The organism is Flavobacterium fluvii, assembly GCF_900129545.1.
GTDB lineage: Bacteria > Bacteroidota > Bacteroidia > Flavobacteriales > Flavobacteriaceae > Flavobacterium > Flavobacterium fluvii.
Window position 1 is genome coordinate 430,608 of record NZ_FQWB01000002.1, and the last position, 16,792, is coordinate 447,399.

The following is a 16,792-nucleotide window of genomic DNA, read 5'->3' on the forward strand; positions in this document are numbered from 1 at the left end:
CGAATTAACGATTATCCGAAATAAATAAACGAATAACCTAAATATGATTATAGAACCTAGAATGCGAGGATTTATTTGTTTGACGGCCCATCCAAAAGGTTGTGAACAAAATGTAAAAAATCAAATCAAATACGTACAATCAAAAGGACATATTGAAGGAGCAAAAAAAGTGTTGGTAATTGGAGCTTCAACCGGATTTGGTTTGGCTTCCAGAATCACGAGTGCTTTTGGTGCAGATGCAGCCACGATTGGCGTGTTTTTTGAAAAACCTCCTTTGGAAGGTAAAACCGCATCACCAGGTTGGTATAATTCGGCAGCATTTGAAAATGAAGCCCATAAAGCGGGATTGTATGCAAAAAGTGTCAATGGAGATGCTTTTTCAAATGACGTAAAAAGGCAAACACTAGACTTAATAAAAGCTGATTTGGGTCAGGTTGATTTGGTAATTTACAGTTTAGCTTCGCCAGTTCGTTTGCATCCCGTGACGGGAGTTTTGCATCGTTCGGTTTTGAAACCAATCGGGCAAACGTTTACCAATAAAACCGTAGATTTTCATACAGGAAATGTTTCCGAAGTTTCCATAGAACCTTGCACAGACGAAGATATTGCCAATACCATTGCCGTAATGGGTGGTGAAGATTGGGCAATGTGGATGGAAGCGCTTAAAAGCGAAAATTTATTGGCAGAAGGAGCCACGACAGTTGCTTATTCCTACATTGGGCCGTCATTGACGGAAGCCGTTTATCGCAAAGGAACAATTGGTCGTGCCAAAGACCATTTGGAAGCAACCGCATTTACAATTACTGACAGTTTAAAATCAGTAGGAGGGCAGGCTTATGTTTCCGTGAACAAAGCATTGGTAACTCAAGCAAGTTCTGCTATTCCTGTAATTCCATTATATATTTCGTTGTTGTATAAAATAATGAAAGAAGAAGGGATTCATGAAGGTTGTATCGAGCAAATCCAACGGTTGTATCAAGACAGATTGTACGCTGACAAACCGGTTCCAACGGATGAAAAAGGTAGAATTAGAATTGACGATTGGGAAATGCGCGAGGATGTTCAAGCTAAAGTGGCTAAACTTTGGTTGGAAGCCACTACAGAAAGTTTGTCTGCAATAGGAGATTTACCGGGATACAAGAATGATTTTCTTAATCTTTTCGGCTTTGAATTTGAAGGCGTGGATTATAAAGCAGATGCCAACGAAATGGTTGGCATATCTAGTATTGATTAAATAAGTAGATAGCTTAAAATTATAGAATTTGAAGAAACCATCACGTTTGGCGTGGTGGTTTTTTTATGGATAAAGTTTATCTTTGCTCAAATTTTTTGAGCAAAAGTGTTACACCTTAATATTTGTTATGTTATTTTCTTTAATTATACCCGTTTACAATCGTCCAGATGAAGTAGATGAACTTTTGGAGAGTTTGTCGCAACAAGATTATATCGAGAATTTCGAAGTTGTTATAATTGAAGACGGTTCTTCATTGCGATGCGATGATGTGGTTCGCAAGTATGCGGGGAAACTGCATTTGTCGTATTGTTACAAGGAAAATTCAGGCCCTGGGGATTCCAGAAATTATGGAATGAAAAAAGCAAAAGGAGATTATTTTATCATTTTTGATTCGGATTGCATTATTCCAAATAACTATTTGACAGAAGTATCCAAGGCATTGAAAGAAAATTATGTGGATTGTTTTGGAGGTCCTGACAAGGCTTTGGATAGTTTTTCGGATATTCAAAAAGCGATTAATTTTGCAATGACTTCTTTTCTTACCACTGGTGGAATTAGAGGTGGTTCGGAGAAAATAGACAAGTTTCAACCCCGAAGTTTTAATATGGGATTGTCACGAAAAGCCTTTGAAGCTTCGAATGGTTTCGGAAATATTCATCCCGGAGAAGATCCCGATTTATCCATTCGATTGTGGAATTTGGGTTTTGAAACCAGACTTTTTTCTAAGGCATTTGTCTATCACAAAAGAAGAATTGATTGGGCTAAATTTACTGTTCAAGTGAATAAATTTGGCAAAGCCAGACCTATCTTAAATAGTTGGTATCCCCAATACAACAAGCTTACTTTCTTCTTTCCCACTATTTTTATAATAGGATTGTTCTTTGCGGTGCTTTTGTTGATTTTTAATTATGATTTATTGCTTCAATTGTATTTTGTGTACTTTCTGGCACTTTTTTTGGTGTCCACCTATCAGAATAAAAGCTTTAAAATAGGTTTATTGTCAATCAAGGCAGTTTGGAAGCAATTTTTTGGTTACGGTACAGGGTTTTTGGAATCCTTCGTGAAGATCATTATTCTGAACCAAAAACCGGAAGAGGCATTTCCTGAGCTGTTTTTCAAAAACTAACATGACAAAAATAATTGGATTGACAGGAGGCATCGGCAGTGGAAAAACCACTATTGCCAATCATTTTATGACGGCTGGCATTCCTGTTTATATTGCCGATGATGAAGCCAGGAAAATTATGCAGTCGGCTGCAATTATTGAAGAAATCCAGAAAACGTTTGGTTCCGCTATTTTTGAAAATGGGATTTTAAACAGGCAACGACTGGCAGAAATCGTATTCAATAATCCAGATAAATTGAAACTTCTGAATGGTATTGTTCATCCTGCCGTAAAAAAACATTTTGACAACTGGATATTAAAATACAAAGATTCTCCGTTTGTTATTTATGAAGCCGCCATTTTATTTGAAAGCGGGAGTTATAAAAATTGCGACAAAATAATAACCGTTACAGCACCATTGGAATCCAGAATCCAAAGAGTGATCCAGCGTGACAACACCACTCGTGAAAATGTTTTGAAAAGAATAAACATGCAATGGGACGACAATCAGCGCATTGCCAAAAGCGATTTTATTGTTGAAAATATTGACTCAAAAATCACGGAATCAGAAGTGGATGAAATTCTTAAAATTTTGAAGAATTCATAGTTTGAATCTATTTTGTTAATCTTGGGTTAATTTATTATTATTTATACTGTTAAAATACTAATTTTGTATCGATGAATAAAATGTTTTTTAGAATACTGGTACTGCTGATGAGTTTATCCTTGATTGGGATAATCCTGGTTCAAGTTTATTGGTTCAATACCTCATTTCAAAATAATGACGAGCAATTCAAATATCACGTCAAACAAGTTATAGGAAATGTGGCAGACAAGCTTCAACAACAAGAAGCATTCACGTTTATTGACAAATACAACAAGTATAAAGACAGTACGGGCAAAGTGCCCCAAAAAAATGAGTTACTAGAGTTTTATTATGTTCAGAAAAATCATGAAACAAATACGACAACGGTATATTCCAGTATCATAAATTCTGAAGACTATAGCATGTCTTCCACGTTCTTTGGCAAAAAATTGGATAGTGTAAAATTTAAAAGCTTTAATTCAAAACGAGTTACCTCAGTTTATAACGATAATAAAATAGATAATTCGAGTGTTCAACAAGACATGGTTCCTGACGTGAAAATTGAAAAATCAGGAAACTTGGATGTTTTAGACAACGCCCAGTTTGAAATTTTCTTTAAAGATATTGCTTCGACAATGCCACTTCAAGAAAGAGTCACCAAGGAGGCTTTGCAAAAGTTATTGAAAACGGAATTGGAGGAATATGGCGTGAATACCAAATTTGAGTTTGGCATTTACAGCAATTCGTTGGCGACGAAGGTAAAATCGGATGGGTTTAGTTATGATAAAAACAGCACCTATTCCATTCCGATATTTTCTGATAATGAGGGAAATAACAAGTATCAATTATTGGTTTCATTTCCTCACAAGAAGAAGTTCCTGCTTACGGATTTAATGGGAATAACATTATTGTCGATCATTTTTACGCTGATAATAATTATTGCCTATACAAGTGCATTGAATCAATTGATTCGTCAACGTCATATTTCTGAAATAAAATCAGATTTCATCAACAATATGACCCATGAGTTCAAGACGCCAATTGCAACGATAAATTTGGCTTTGGATGCCATAAAAAATCCAAAAATTATTGAAGACAAAGAAAAGGTATTAAAATACCTGCAGATGATCAAGGATGAAAATAAGCGAATGCATGCCCAGGTAGAGAATGTATTGCGAATTTCCAAGCTGGAAAAAAAAGAATTAAACATAAGCAAGGAACCGACCAATATTCAAGAGGTTATTGACGATGCGGTTGAACATGTAGGTTTGATATTGGAAGATAGACAAGGAACTATAACCAAACATTTTAATGCCGTTAGAACCAGTGTTTTATTAAATGAAGTTCATTTTATAAACGTAATTGTGAATATATTGGAGAATGCCATCAAGTATTCGCCCAATGTTCCGAAAATTGATGTTTTTACGGAAAACGTAAAAGATTTCTTGATTATCAAGGTTAAGGATAATGGAGTAGGAATGAGTAAAATAGCCCAGAAAAGAGTTTTCGAAAAGTTTTATAGAGAACACACTGGAGATTTACATGATGTAAAAGGTCATGGTTTGGGCTTGGCTTATGTAAAAAGAATAATAGACGACCACAACGGTCAAATTTATGTAGAAAGTGAGAAAGGGAAGGGAAGTACCTTTATAATAAAAATACCATTAATAAATTAAGATATGGAAAATGTAAATAAAAGAATACTTTTAGTTGAAGATGATTTGAATTTTGGAGCCGTTCTAAAAGATTATTTAATGCTGAATGATTTTGATGTCACTTTGGCAAAAAATGGAATGGAAGGCTTTGAGAAATTCAAAAAAGACACTTACGATTTGTGTATTTTGGACGTAATGATGCCATATAAAGATGGATATACTTTGGCCAAAGAAATCAGGGAAAAAAATCAAGAAGTGCCAATTATCTTTTTGACCGCAAAATCCATGAAGGAAGATGTATTGAAAGGATACAAGGCCGGTGCCGATGATTATTTGAACAAACCTTTTGATTCAGAAGTTTTGTTGATGAAAATCAGGGCCATAATTCAAAGAAAATCGTCTGCAACGCAAGCTGAACCAGTTCAGTTTGAATTTCACGTGGGTAAATTTCATTTGAATTCCAAACTTCGATTTTTGACTTTTGAAAACGGAGAACCGGTGAAATTATCTCCAAAGGAAAATGAATTAATAAAAATGTTGATTCTTCATGAGAACGATTTGATGCCAAGAGAGTTGGCTTTGACCAAAATCTGGAGAGATGACAACTATTTCACTTCCAGAAGTATGGATGTTTATATCGCTAAATTAAGAAAGTATCTTAAATTAGATCCAAATGTGGAAATCCTGAACATCCACGGAGAAGGATTTAGATTGGTGGTTAAAAAATAAATATTGTTGGAATATTAAAAAGTCGTCTTGAATTTTCAAGACGACTTTTTTGTTTTTACTGAAGACTGGGACTGAATGCTGAAAATTTTAAGATTTCCATTCCAGCTTTAAATCTTTTATTAACGTGGCTCCGCTGTCAATGGTTCCCGTATGCTGAAAACTGATTCCCCCAAAATCATTAGGAGTAATCTCGGCTTCTAAATTTACAATTTTGACTACTTCAGGTGGATAGGTTTCGGAAAAATAATCGAGCTTATTTTCGGCGTGAACCATGAGTTTGTTGTTTTTTACTTCAATGGAAATTAAACAGTTGGGACGATAACAGGAAGTTGTCACGGAATTGCTGATTGGAGTTGCTATTCCATTTTCGTATTTCATTATGATGAAATCGACGGCATCACTGTATTTGGTGGTACGGATTAATCGAAGTGCATAACCGTTCATTTTTTTGATGTCCATTTTAATGCCGACATCCATATATTGACTTCTGGCGCTACTAAATCCTTGTCCAGCAGTTTTTGCAGGAACGGCAGTAAAGCTGATTTTCATGTCCCCGAAAGAATTTCCAACGGGAGTATAACGCATTCGAGCCCCTTTTGAAGCCTGGATAAAACCAGCATCATTGGCAGCACCGTTTACCCCAGTGCCGTAATACCAAGGATTTTTACTATTGTCTCCAACCCAATTGTGTTCATTGGTATCAGCCGGAGCAAAGCTGTCGAGTGTCCAAAATCCGGGCAGAATTTCAGGTTGGTATGCAGCAGACATATTCTCCAAATTTGGAATTAAAATAGTGGATTTTTTAATGTCTTTTTTTGTAATCACATCCTTAAAAACCACTGTTTTGGCTGTTCCCGCTTGACATCTCAAATGTTTTGGAGAAACACTTGCCATAATATAATAACCAACATCACCTGAAGAAAGCTCATAGGTTTTCAATGGTTTTTTTAATCGAGAAACGGCAACTTCGATGGGATGAGTTCCTTTGGCATCATGACAACGATACCAATTTACTACCGATTCATCTTCAAAAGACATATCCAATGCATAGTTTAGCTGTAATTTTCCATCTTTATTTTTGCTGATTTTAGGAAGTGTCGTGAATGTCGGCGGAGCAATAAATGAAGGTGCAATTTGAAACACGCTGGCAGCTTCCAGTCCTGATATTGTTGAAGCAGTGATAACAACTTCCTTGGTTTCATTGCCGTTGTTCGTTGGAATGACGGTACATTTTCCATCTTCTTTTGTTTCTAATTTGACCAATGATTGGTATTCTGGAGCTATTTTCCAAGATACTTTTTCGCCTTTTAATTCATAATTTCCAAAACGATTCACGATGGTTTCCAATGTCACGCCTTTTTTTCCAGTTTCCAAGATTTGTTTTACTGGTTTTACCATTAATTGAGTTGGAATGGAGGAGTAGTTTTTTCCTGTTTCTTTTTCGGCTTTCTCGACGATGGCTTTAATTCCCATTGGATCCCAATCGTCATTTCCTCTCAATAAATTGTAGGTGTTGTACACAATGGTATTGTTGTATTCAAAACGGTAGGCATTGAGAATTGTTTTTCCTGTCATGTCAACAGTTGTGTTAGGTATATCATTGCTAACGGTTACCGGCTTTGTATTGAGACTAATATTGTATTGATAGTAGCGAGCTTCGGTATCAGGAATATCACGCCAGCCTATGTAATCTAAATTTTGGGCAGTAAATCGGGTGTCAATGGCCGCCACTGGGCCACTTCCTTTTACAAAATATTGTTTTTCACGAGTAAAAGATTGAATGTCGCAATTCAAAAAAACTGCTCCTGTTCCAGAAGTATGCCCAAAAGGTTTGGAGGAATAGATGCCAAAAGTACAATTGAGGTAAACTGCAGTCCCGTTCAAGGCATCGTCCGTAGATTCGAAATGACATCGATCAAAAAGTGTTCTTTTGCTCCCCCAAAAAGGACCGAGATTGAGCCTGCTCATAAAACGGGTGTTGCGGGCAAATACTTTGTCTCCATTTGAAAAAATGAGTTGTCCTTGCACAATGGCCGAACTTCTTTTTTCTCGATTCAGTTTTGGATTCAAAGGAAAAATCAGGTCAATATTGCAGTAATTTCCAAAAGTGATATTTTCGGCACTTACACCTTGCCCTTTGATGTTCAACATGGTAAAATTACCTTTGGCTCCTATAGTTTGCCCACGGTTGCAGGCTAAAACCACATTTTGGGCATCATCTGACAATCCTTGAAATCTAAGCCATTCACAGTTAATTTCGAGTCCAAAAGGAGTTCCGCCTATGGTTTTAGGCACACGAATTTCAGGATCGTCTGGATTGTCGATCCAATAGACCCAAGGCGCAATGTACAATGTCATTGGCAAAGCTTCGGTTCCATTGGTCAAATGTTTGGAAGCTTCGGTTATAGAATTGTAAACATACTTGTATTTGGCGGATTCTTCATTCGAAAGTTGTCCGTCGATAAAGAAAGAGTTTGGCCCGAGTTCAATTTTTTTACCTTTATAAATAATGTGATTCCCTTTGAAAACCAGTTCTTTATTTGAGTTTACTTTATGTTCTTGTGAAAATAAAACTGGAAAGTTACTTAACAAAAAAGAGATTGTAAATACAATCGTTCTAAAGGCAATTTTCATAATGGTATCAATTTGAGGTTAAATTATTCCAAGTTCAACTGTAAGGCAAAGCAATTTTTATTTTCTTTGGTAATACTGAAAACAATTATTTCTTCTGAAATATTTTCATGAATCATAACTTTGTCTCTAAGCGAAAGTTCTCTCATGAAGTTCATTTCAAAACTTCTGACTTTTTGTTGAAGAATAATATTTTCATCCACTAAATCCATACACCATTCTAAATATTTGACGTGATTGACGTGATTTACAATGTCTAAATCAGATAGAATTACTGTTTTTTCGAAAAGTTCTTCTTTCTCGGGGTGAATTTCAATTTTAGAAAAACCCAGATTGGTAGCCTTCATTTCTGGAAATAATTCAAAATGTTCGTGTTCCAACATCAAATTTTCAGGCCGGCGTTTTTCAGTGTTGAATACCGCCCAAAAAGTTTCGGCACCAATGATTTTTTTACCATTGCGGTAAATTTCCAACGCTCTGACAGAACGGGAATTTTCCAAGGTATTGATCCAGGTTCTTACTGTAACTTTATCTTTCCATTTGGGCAATTCCTTGATTTCAACACGTATTCTGCTTAATACCCAAGCCTGATTAAAGGATTGCATATCCGTAAAACTAATACCACCCATTTCTGCGTGCGTGGCCGCCGAAAGCTGTAAAAGGTTACAGAGTTCGGTGTATTTTAAGCCTCCTGATGGCAAACATTGGGTGAAATTGATTTCGTAATCAAGGCTTAAAATGGAACTAAAATTAGAATCTATTGGCATTATGATTTTTTATTTTTAAAATAAGGAGAAAATAGTTTGTGGTTAATAAAAAGGAGAACTAATAATATGATTCCAAAAATAATGAATTCTTTAGTGTTTAGATTTTTAGAATGAGGTTCTTCAAATTTCATAAATAATGCCATTGAATATGGAATTATTAAAAAGACAGTAAAAATCCAAAGTATAATTTTACCTATTAATTTTAATGTGTTCATACTAAATCGTTCTCTATATACTTAATAATATCCTTTCTATTGGTCAGGTAATCAAACCATTTTGTGTTTTCATTTCTTTTGAACCAGGTGAGTTGTCGTTTGGCAAATCGTCGGGTATTTTTCTTGATTTCTTCGATGGCAAATTCCAATGAAATTTCTCCTTCAAAATAACGAAATAATTCTCGATATCCGACTGTCTGCAAGGCATTTAAGTCTTTGTGAGGTAATAATCCTTCAGCCTCTGTCAATAAACCTTCGTTGATCATAATGTCGACACGCTGGTTGATTCTATCGTAAATCACGCTTCTTTCCGCTTCTAGACCGATGTGAATAGGAGTAAAGTTACGGGTGTTTTTCTTTTGGTTTAAAAAAGAGGAATAGGGTTTTCCTGTACCAATACAAACTTCCAAAGCACGCATCATTCGCTGTGGATTTTCTTTGGCAACGACTTCAAAATAATTGGGATCGAGTTTTTCTAATTCGGTTTGCAAGTATTCAATTCCTAATTTTTCGTAATTTGAAGTTACTTCTTCCCTAACGGAAGCATCGATTTCTGGAAAATCGTCAAAACCTTTCAAAACGGCGTCGACATATAAACCAGAACCGCCAACCATCACTACATAATCATTGGTCAAGAATAATTCGTCGAGCTTGGCTATGGCTTCTTTTTCGAAATCGCCAACGGTATAATTTTCGAAAATTGATTTGTTTTGGATGAAATGATGTTGCGCTCCTGCCAATTCTTCGGTTGATGGAACCGCGGTTCCAATTTGCATTTCCTTGAAAAATTGTCGGCTGTCACAGGAAATAATGTCGCAATTGAAATGTTGAGCCAAAGCGATGCTCAAGGAAGTTTTTCCTATGGCTGTTGGTCCGACTATGGTAATTAAGTACTTCATGTTTTTTTAGCCCAGATGGAAACGGAAACCCCGCAGTGGTGAAAGTTAGTTTTTCTTGGTATAAAAGAGCGACCAAGGGAAGCTCCTTTTATGGCTTGGAAAAACAACTTGAACAACGAGGAGTTGCAGTGTACAGCTGGAATAGCTTCTAATTAATTGGTTGTAAACGGATAGCCACAATGATAACAAAAATGTGCATTTGTATAGTGATTTTCTGAGCCACAATTTCCGCATTTGTTTTTTTCTGGTTCAGTTTTGTTAGCGCTTGTTTTTGCAAATTCGGCAGTTACAATTCCGGTGGGAACGGCAATAATTCCGTATCCCAAAATCATGACCATTGATGCGATGAATTGTCCTAAGGGAGTGGCCGGTGAAATGTCGCCATAGCCCACAGTTGTCAGGGTTACGATTGTCCAATAAATGCTGGTTGGAATGCTGGTAAATCCGTTTTCTTCACCTTCGACGACATACATTAGCGATCCTATAAGGATGGTGCTGATGAGAATAAAGTATAGAAAGATGGTGATTTTTCTTCTGCTGGCATCCAAAGCTCTTAATAAATGTTGGGACTGTCCCGTAAATTTGGGATGGTTTAATATTTTGAATAATCGCAACAATCGCAAAGCTCGAATTACAGAAAACACCTTTGATCCCATTAAGAAAAAGGACAAATACATTGGTAAAATGGCAATCAAATCGATAATTCCGAAGAAACTGAAAATGTATCTTCTGGGTTTATTGGTCGTGATGATTCGAAGGAGATATTCTAGGGTGAAAAATAGGGTTATAATCCACTCGAGTACGATGAGTTCGTGGTGGTATTTTACATCAAATCCTTTGACAGTTTCGAGCATAACACAAAAAACGCTCAAAAGTATTAGGCCTAAAAGAATCAGGTCGAATAATCTTCCAGCCCGAGTATCCGAACCATATATGATGATATGAATTCGTTGTCGAAGGAGGTTGAGTTTTGTTTTTGGTTTACGCATTATCAAATATAAATTAAAAATTTATAATTTTTATTGCTTTTGCTCTTCGCATATAACTTTGGATGCTGTTTCGGGTATCACGATTGCTTTGCATCGGAATAATGATGTTTCTCAAAATCTCGATGTTGTTGATTTGGTAATTCAAATCGTAGAAAGTATATCCTTTGTAAACACCGTTTTCAACCAAAATTGCACTGCGCTCCGAAATGGTACGTCCTTTGTCTAAAAGAGCAAACGTTTTATTGTCAAACAAATTCTTTTCTATAAAGGCTTGAACGCGCTGGTTATATTCTGACGGAGAAATTTTTCCAACGCAAGCGCCATCACATTCATTGATGGTGTGCTGAAAACAATGTGTTTTGGTTTCGTATAAACCAGTCAGTTTTTGGCATAAATGATAATGGGAACTGATGCGAAACAAAGCATCTTTTCCCTCTTGTTGAGAGGTGTATGACTTTATTTCTTTTTTGCGACCGTCGGCTTTTTGTAATTTCAAATTGAGGTAACCATTAGCATCTTTTTCGGCATAAACAGCCCAGGAAAAGTTGGTTTTTGGAGACATTCGGTTATAAATCGGTCGGTGAATTTTGATTTCTTCGGATTCTTTCAAAAGTGCAATTAATTCACTTCCTGTTTCTTCAAAAGTCACGGTAAAAACTTCATTTTGAATTTTCTTGGCACTTTTGGTTATGCCTGTAAAATGCTGATTGACTCTTTTTTTGATGTTTCGGCTTTTGCCAATGAAAATGATGTTGCCATCTTCCTTATGAATGTAATAGATTCCGGTTTTGGAAGGTAACTTCTCCACAATGTCCATTAACTTGGGAGCAATTCCTTTTTGGATTTCAAATTTGATAAGCTCTTTGACGATTTCTTTATTCAAATCTTTGTCCAAAAGCATTTTGAATAACTTCACGGTTGCCATTGCATCACCACTGGCACGATGCCTGTCTGCCATTGGGATTCCTAAAGCACGAACCAATTTACCAAGACTGTGTGAAGGTTGTTCGGGCAATAATCTTTTGGATAATTCGACTGTACAAAGTGTTTTTACATTAAAATCATAACCCAAACGGCGAAACTCTGTGCGAAGAATTCGGTAATCAAAATCGGCATTGTGGGCTACAAGAACGGAATCATTGGTCATTTCGATGATGCGTTTGGCTACTTCAAAAAACTTTGGAGCAGAGCGCAACATAGCGTTATTAATTCCTGTAAGTTTTACCACAAAAGGCTGAATTGGAATTTCTGGATTGACCAAACTGATGAACTGATCGACAATTTCGTGACCGTCAAATTTATAGATGGCAATTTCCGTAATTCCTTCTTCGTTGAATTGTCCTCCGGTGGTTTCTATGTCGAGTATAGCGTACAAAATAAGTGTTCGGTGTTCAGTTTTTAGTGTTCAGTTGTCAAATCTGAAATGCTTCGCCAGTTCGCTTTCGCTTGTGCCAAAATTCGTTAATCTTCAATCAAAAATCAATTTATCGTCCTCCAAAGATACTACTTCCTATTCGAACCATTGTACTTCCGCATTCAATTGCGAGTTGATAATCGCCAGACATTCCCATTGAAAGAGATTTCAGATTGCAGATTTCAGATTTCAGATTTTGGATGGAATCAAAAATCGATTTCAAATGAGTGAATTCTTTCTTGATTTGTTCTTGATTGTCCGTAAAAGTAGCCATTCCCATTAATCCAACAATTCGAATGTTTTTCATTTCCTGAAATGTTGCAGAAGCCAGAATTTCGTTTAGTTCTTCTTCGTCAAGACCAAACTTGGTTTCTTCTTCGGCAATATAAATTTGCAATAAACAATCGATAATTCTATTGTTTTTTTTGGCTTGTTTGTTGATTTCTTCCAATAGTTTCAAACTATCCACGCCGTGAATCAAGCTCACAAATTGTGCCATAAATTTGACCTTGTTCGTCTGAACGTGACCAATCATGTGCCATTCGATGTCTTTTGGCATCGCTTCCCATTTATCTGCCATTTCCTGAATTTTGTTTTCGCCAAAAATGCGTTGACCGGCATCATAAGCTTCCATTAGATCAGGAATAGGCTTGGTTTTGGAAACGGCAACCAGCGTTACGTTTTCGGGTAAAGTAGATTTTATTTTGAGAAGGTTTTGTGAGATTGACATAATTAATTGAATTGTTTTGCAACTTTCGCCGCTTTCTTACTTTCACTATAATCATAAAAACCTTCTCCAGATTTTACGCCTAATTTCCCAGTGTTGACCATATCGACCAATAAAGGACAAGGAGTGTATTTTGGATTTTTGAAACCGTCGTGCATTACGTTTAGAATTGCCAAACAGACATCAAGACCAATAAAATCGGCTAATTGTAATGGTCCCATTGGGTGTCCCATTCCGAGTTTCATCACGGTATCAATTTCATAAACACCTGCCACTTTGTTATACAAGGTTTCGATGGATTCGTTTATCATAGGCATTAAAATTCTGTTGGTCACAAAACCAGGAAAATCATTGACTTCAACAGGAGTTTTGCCCAGTTTTTCAGCTAAAGTCATAATGATTTTTGTGACTTCATCACTCGTTTTATTGCCACGAATTACTTCAACCAAAGGCATTAAAGGTACAGGATTCATAAAGTGCATTCCAATAACCCGTTCCGGATGAGCTACAACAGCTCCAATTTGCGTGATGGAAATGGAAGAAGTATTGGTTGCAAAAATGGTATTGTGAGAACAAACTTCATTTAATTGCCTGAAGATATTTAGCTTTAATTCCAGATTTTCTGTAGCGGCTTCAATAACCAAATCAACACCTACAACACCGTCTTCAATATCAGTATAGGTGATAATATTATTTAAGGTTTTGAATTTATCTTCTTCAGTAATGCTTCCTTTGGAAACCATTCGGTCTAGATTGGCAAAAATAGTTGCCATTCCTTTGTCCAAAGCTTTCTCGGAAACATCAATCAGTTTCACGGTAAAACCATTTTGTGCAAAAGTATGCGCAATGCCGTTGCCCATTGTTCCTGCTCCGATGACGGCAATTAGTTTCATCTTTTATTTTTTGAAACAATCAATAATTTGGTAAGCAACTCGCAATGCTTCTGTGGCTTGTTCCAAAGTTACAATAGGAGTAGTGTCGTTATTGATAGCATCAGCAAAGGATTCTAATTCGTCCAGAATAGCGTTGTTTTGTTCCACATCTGGATTAGAAAAGTAGATTTGTTTTTTTACGCCTTCTGCATTTTGTAGAATAATATCAAAATCTCCAGGAACTTCCGGTGCATCTTTCATTTTTACAACCTCACATTTTTTCTCCAGAAAATCAACCGAGATATAAGCATCCTTTTGGAAGAAACGCGATTTACGCATATTTTTAAGGGAAATTCGGCTGGCTGTTAAATTGGCAACGCATCCGTTTTCAAACTCGATTCGGGCATTGGCAATATCGGGAGTTTCACTAATTACGGAAACGCCACTCGCAGAAATCTCTTTTACTTTTGAATTAACGACACTCAAAATCGCATCGATATCGTGAATCATCAAATCCAAAACCACGGGAACATCAGTACCACGAGGGTTGAATTCTGCCAGACGATGTGTTTCAATAAACATCGGATTTTCAATCATGTCCTTGGTCGCCTTGAACGCAGGGTTGAACCTTTCAACGTGACCTACCTGACCTTTAACCTTGTATTCATTTGCTAAAGCGATAATTTCTTCGGCTTCGGCAACTGTATTTGAAATTGGTTTTTCAATAAAAACGTGTTTACCTGATTTGATGGAAACTTTGGCGCATTTGTAATGAGAAAGTGTTGGCGTTACAATGTCAATTACATCAACGGCATGTATTAATGTGGCTATTGTGGAGAATTGTTTGTATCCAAATTCTTTGGCTACTTTTTCGCCGTTTTCATGGTTTTCGTCATAAAAACCAACTAATTCGTATTTTTCAGATTGTTGTAATAATCGTAAATGTATTTTTCCAAGGTGTCCAGCACCTAAAACTCCTACTTTTAACATAAAAAATGATTTTTAACAAATGTATAATTTATTTGTTTATTGTCTAAAGTTTGGGGTTTAAAGTTTTGGAATTTGTTATTTGATTTTGGAATTTTAAAGTTTAATTTTACCAAAATAAATTACCCAAAATTTTGAAAGATACTGCCAAACATCAAGGACTTCGTAATCAATTAGTAACCCTTTTGAAAGGAAAAGGAATTACTGATAAAAGTGTTTTGGAAGCAATCAATAAAATTCCAAGGCATCTTTTTTTAAATTCCAGTTTTGCTGATTATGCTTATCAGGACAAGGCTTTTCCTATTGGAGCCGGTCAAACTATTTCGCAACCTTATACTGTGGCTTTTCAAAGTCAATTATTGGAAGTGAAAAAAGACCATAAAATTCTTGAAATCGGGACAGGATCGGGTTATCAAACTGCTGTTTTGTGTTTGATGGGAGCAAAGGTGTATAGTATAGAAAGACAAAATGAGTTGTTCAAACAGACATCAATTTTATTGCCCAAATTAGGTATTAGGCCTAAACATCTTTCTTTTGGCGATGGTTATAAAGGATTACCCAATCACGCTCCTTTTGATAGTATTATCGTTACGGCTGGAGCGCCAATAATTCCGCAAGCTTTGATGGCTCAGTTAAAAATAGGAGGAAGGCTTGTGATTCCCCTTGGCGAAGATATTCAAATTATGACACTGTTAATCAGAAAAAATGAAACCCAATTTGAAAAACACGAGTTTGGAGATTTTAAATTCGTGCCTCTATTGGAAAATAAAAATTAAAACATAATCCCGCAATAGCGGGATTTTTTATTGACCAATGATTTCTAGATAACGCTCTAAGCTTTCTTTCTCGATTTGAGCAATAAACAAGAGGAAATCTTCTTTATTGTTTTTGGTTTGAGCGGTTTCTAGAGCATTATAATAGTTCATTCTACTGTCGTAATCACCTTTTATATTAGCGATTACATATCCGTTTTGCAATAGAATTAGGTTCATTACCAAACGGGAAGTTCTGCCATTTCCATCAATAAATGGATGAATGGTTACCAAACGTTCGTGAAGTTCTGCTGCCAAAACTATTGGGTGCAAGACATTTTTATTGGTTTCATACCAAATAAAAAAATCTTCCATTTCTTTGGCAACCATAAAAGGTTGAGGAGGCATAAATGAGCTTCCTTTAATCATCACTTGAACTTTGCGATAACGACCTGCATCTTCAGGATTTATGCCTCGTAAAATCAAGTTGTGAATAGACAAAACTTCTCGCTCATTTAAAGGAGTGTTTTTATTCATCAAATGTTTGATATAAGCAATAGCTTCCTGATGATTGATTACTTCAAGATGTTCTCTCATGCTTTTTCCAGAAATGGTCAAACCTTCGTTGATGACTAAATCAGTTTCACGAAGAGTCATCGTGTTTCCTTCGATACGGTTGCTTTCAAAAGTATATTCAAGTTCCAATGCTTGAGTAATTCTATAGCTGTCAAACTGGCGAAATTGATCTAGTTTTACTTTTAAAGCATCAATTTCTTCAAGAATAGCCGAAAGGTTTTTGGAAATTGATTTTTTTGAAGTAACATAACTGTTCTCCATTTCTTCGCGAACCATATTGATTGCTTTCAATGCAAAATCATCTTGCCCAATTTCGTAAAGGATTTTTTCTTTGAGCCAAGCAACCATTAAAGTTTCAAAGTCAATTTCTAACAAAGAAGCTAATTTTACTACTTGGTCTTTGGTTGGTTTTCTGGTTCCTTTTTCGAACTTGCTGATTAAAGCTTGATCTATTCCTAAAAGTTGAGCCACTTCTCTAGTTTTCAATCCTTTTCGTTCTCTTGCATTTTTGAGTAGTGTTTTCATTTTAATTAACTTTTTAATGTCAAGACAAATTTAGTCATAAAAATTAAACAAAAAAATAACTTTTAAAATTTAATTTAAAAGTTATTTTATGGATAATAATTTGTTACAGAAATTTTTAAATCTTCCTTG

General features: G+C 35.9%; 15 protein-coding genes. 6 read left to right on the forward strand and 9 right to left on the reverse strand.

What is annotated here, in order from left to right; genetic code table 11:
* Positions 1-43 precede the first annotated feature (43 nt).
* From fabV to BUC16_RS07375, 5 genes are all read left to right on the forward strand, one after another.
* A complete protein-coding gene (gene fabV / locus BUC16_RS07355; protein WP_073369373.1) occupies positions 44-1,234 on the forward strand; it encodes an enoyl-ACP reductase FabV in 1,191 nt (396 codons plus the stop codon).
* A gap of 127 nt (positions 1,235-1,361) precedes the next feature.
* Positions 1,362-2,360, forward strand: a complete 999-nt coding sequence (locus BUC16_RS07360) for a glycosyltransferase family 2 protein (RefSeq protein ID WP_073369374.1) — start codon at positions 1,362-1,364, stop codon at positions 2,358-2,360.
* Position 2,361: 1 nt separating this feature from the next.
* Complete coding sequence (gene coaE / locus BUC16_RS07365) at positions 2,362-2,946, forward strand: dephospho-CoA kinase (RefSeq protein WP_073369376.1); 585 nt, start codon at positions 2,362-2,364, stop codon at positions 2,944-2,946.
* Between the two features lie 71 nt (positions 2,947-3,017).
* Positions 3,018-4,601 (forward strand): sensor histidine kinase, encoded by a 1,584-nt coding sequence (locus BUC16_RS07370; protein WP_073369377.1) that lies wholly within the window; start codon positions 3,018-3,020, stop codon positions 4,599-4,601.
* Positions 4,602-4,604: 3 nt separating this feature from the next.
* Entirely contained in the window at positions 4,605-5,309 is a 705-nt protein-coding gene (locus tag BUC16_RS07375) for a response regulator transcription factor (RefSeq protein ID WP_073369379.1), read from the forward strand.
* Positions 5,310-5,396: 87 nt separating this feature from the next.
* Here BUC16_RS07375 and BUC16_RS07380 read toward each other — a convergent pair whose 3' ends face one another.
* The 8 genes from BUC16_RS07380 to BUC16_RS07420 form a co-directional block, all read right to left on the reverse strand.
* Entirely contained in the window at positions 5,397-7,943 is a 2,547-nt protein-coding gene (locus BUC16_RS07380) for a hypothetical protein (protein ID WP_073369380.1), read from the reverse strand.
* Positions 7,944-7,966: 23 nt separating this feature from the next.
* A complete protein-coding gene (locus tag BUC16_RS07385) occupies positions 7,967-8,707 on the reverse strand; it encodes an acyl-[acyl-carrier-protein] thioesterase (protein WP_073369382.1) in 741 nt (246 codons plus the stop codon).
* 211 nt (positions 8,708-8,918) lie between these two features.
* Positions 8,919-9,821 carry a tRNA (adenosine(37)-N6)-dimethylallyltransferase MiaA gene (gene miaA, locus BUC16_RS07395; RefSeq protein ID WP_073369385.1) on the reverse strand — a complete coding sequence of 301 codons (903 nt, stop codon included), beginning with the start codon at positions 9,819-9,821 and terminating at the stop codon, positions 8,919-8,921.
* Between the two features lie 152 nt (positions 9,822-9,973).
* Positions 9,974-10,810 carry an ion transporter gene (locus BUC16_RS07400; RefSeq protein WP_170860859.1) on the reverse strand — a complete coding sequence of 279 codons (837 nt, stop codon included), beginning with the start codon at positions 10,808-10,810 and terminating at the stop codon, positions 9,974-9,976.
* Positions 10,811-10,823: 13 nt separating this feature from the next.
* Positions 10,824-12,185, reverse strand: coding sequence for an exonuclease domain-containing protein (locus BUC16_RS07405; RefSeq protein WP_073369386.1), 1,362 nt, complete (start codon positions 12,183-12,185; stop codon positions 10,824-10,826).
* A 109-nt stretch (positions 12,186-12,294) separates the two neighbouring features.
* Positions 12,295-12,954, reverse strand: coding sequence for a YggS family pyridoxal phosphate-dependent enzyme (locus BUC16_RS07410; RefSeq protein WP_073369388.1), 660 nt, complete (start codon positions 12,952-12,954; stop codon positions 12,295-12,297).
* A 2-nt stretch (positions 12,955-12,956) separates the two neighbouring features.
* Positions 12,957-13,844 (reverse strand): 3-hydroxyacyl-CoA dehydrogenase family protein, encoded by an 888-nt coding sequence (locus tag BUC16_RS07415; RefSeq protein ID WP_073369389.1) that lies wholly within the window; start codon positions 13,842-13,844, stop codon positions 12,957-12,959.
* 3 nt (positions 13,845-13,847) lie between these two features.
* Entirely contained in the window at positions 13,848-14,813 is a 966-nt protein-coding gene (locus BUC16_RS07420; RefSeq protein ID WP_073369391.1) for a Gfo/Idh/MocA family protein, read from the reverse strand.
* Between the two features lie 131 nt (positions 14,814-14,944).
* Between BUC16_RS07420 and BUC16_RS07425 the strand changes: the two genes are divergently transcribed.
* The gene (locus BUC16_RS07425; protein WP_073369392.1) at positions 14,945-15,586 is read left to right on the forward strand and encodes a protein-L-isoaspartate(D-aspartate) O-methyltransferase; all 642 of its coding nucleotides are present in this window, start codon (positions 14,945-14,947) and stop codon (positions 15,584-15,586) included.
* A gap of 27 nt (positions 15,587-15,613) precedes the next feature.
* On the opposite strand, the gene BUC16_RS07430 is transcribed toward BUC16_RS07425, so the two are convergent.
* Complete coding sequence (locus BUC16_RS07430; RefSeq protein ID WP_073369394.1) at positions 15,614-16,663, reverse strand: Fic family protein; 1,050 nt, start codon at positions 16,661-16,663, stop codon at positions 15,614-15,616.
* Positions 16,664-16,792 lie beyond the last annotated feature (129 nt).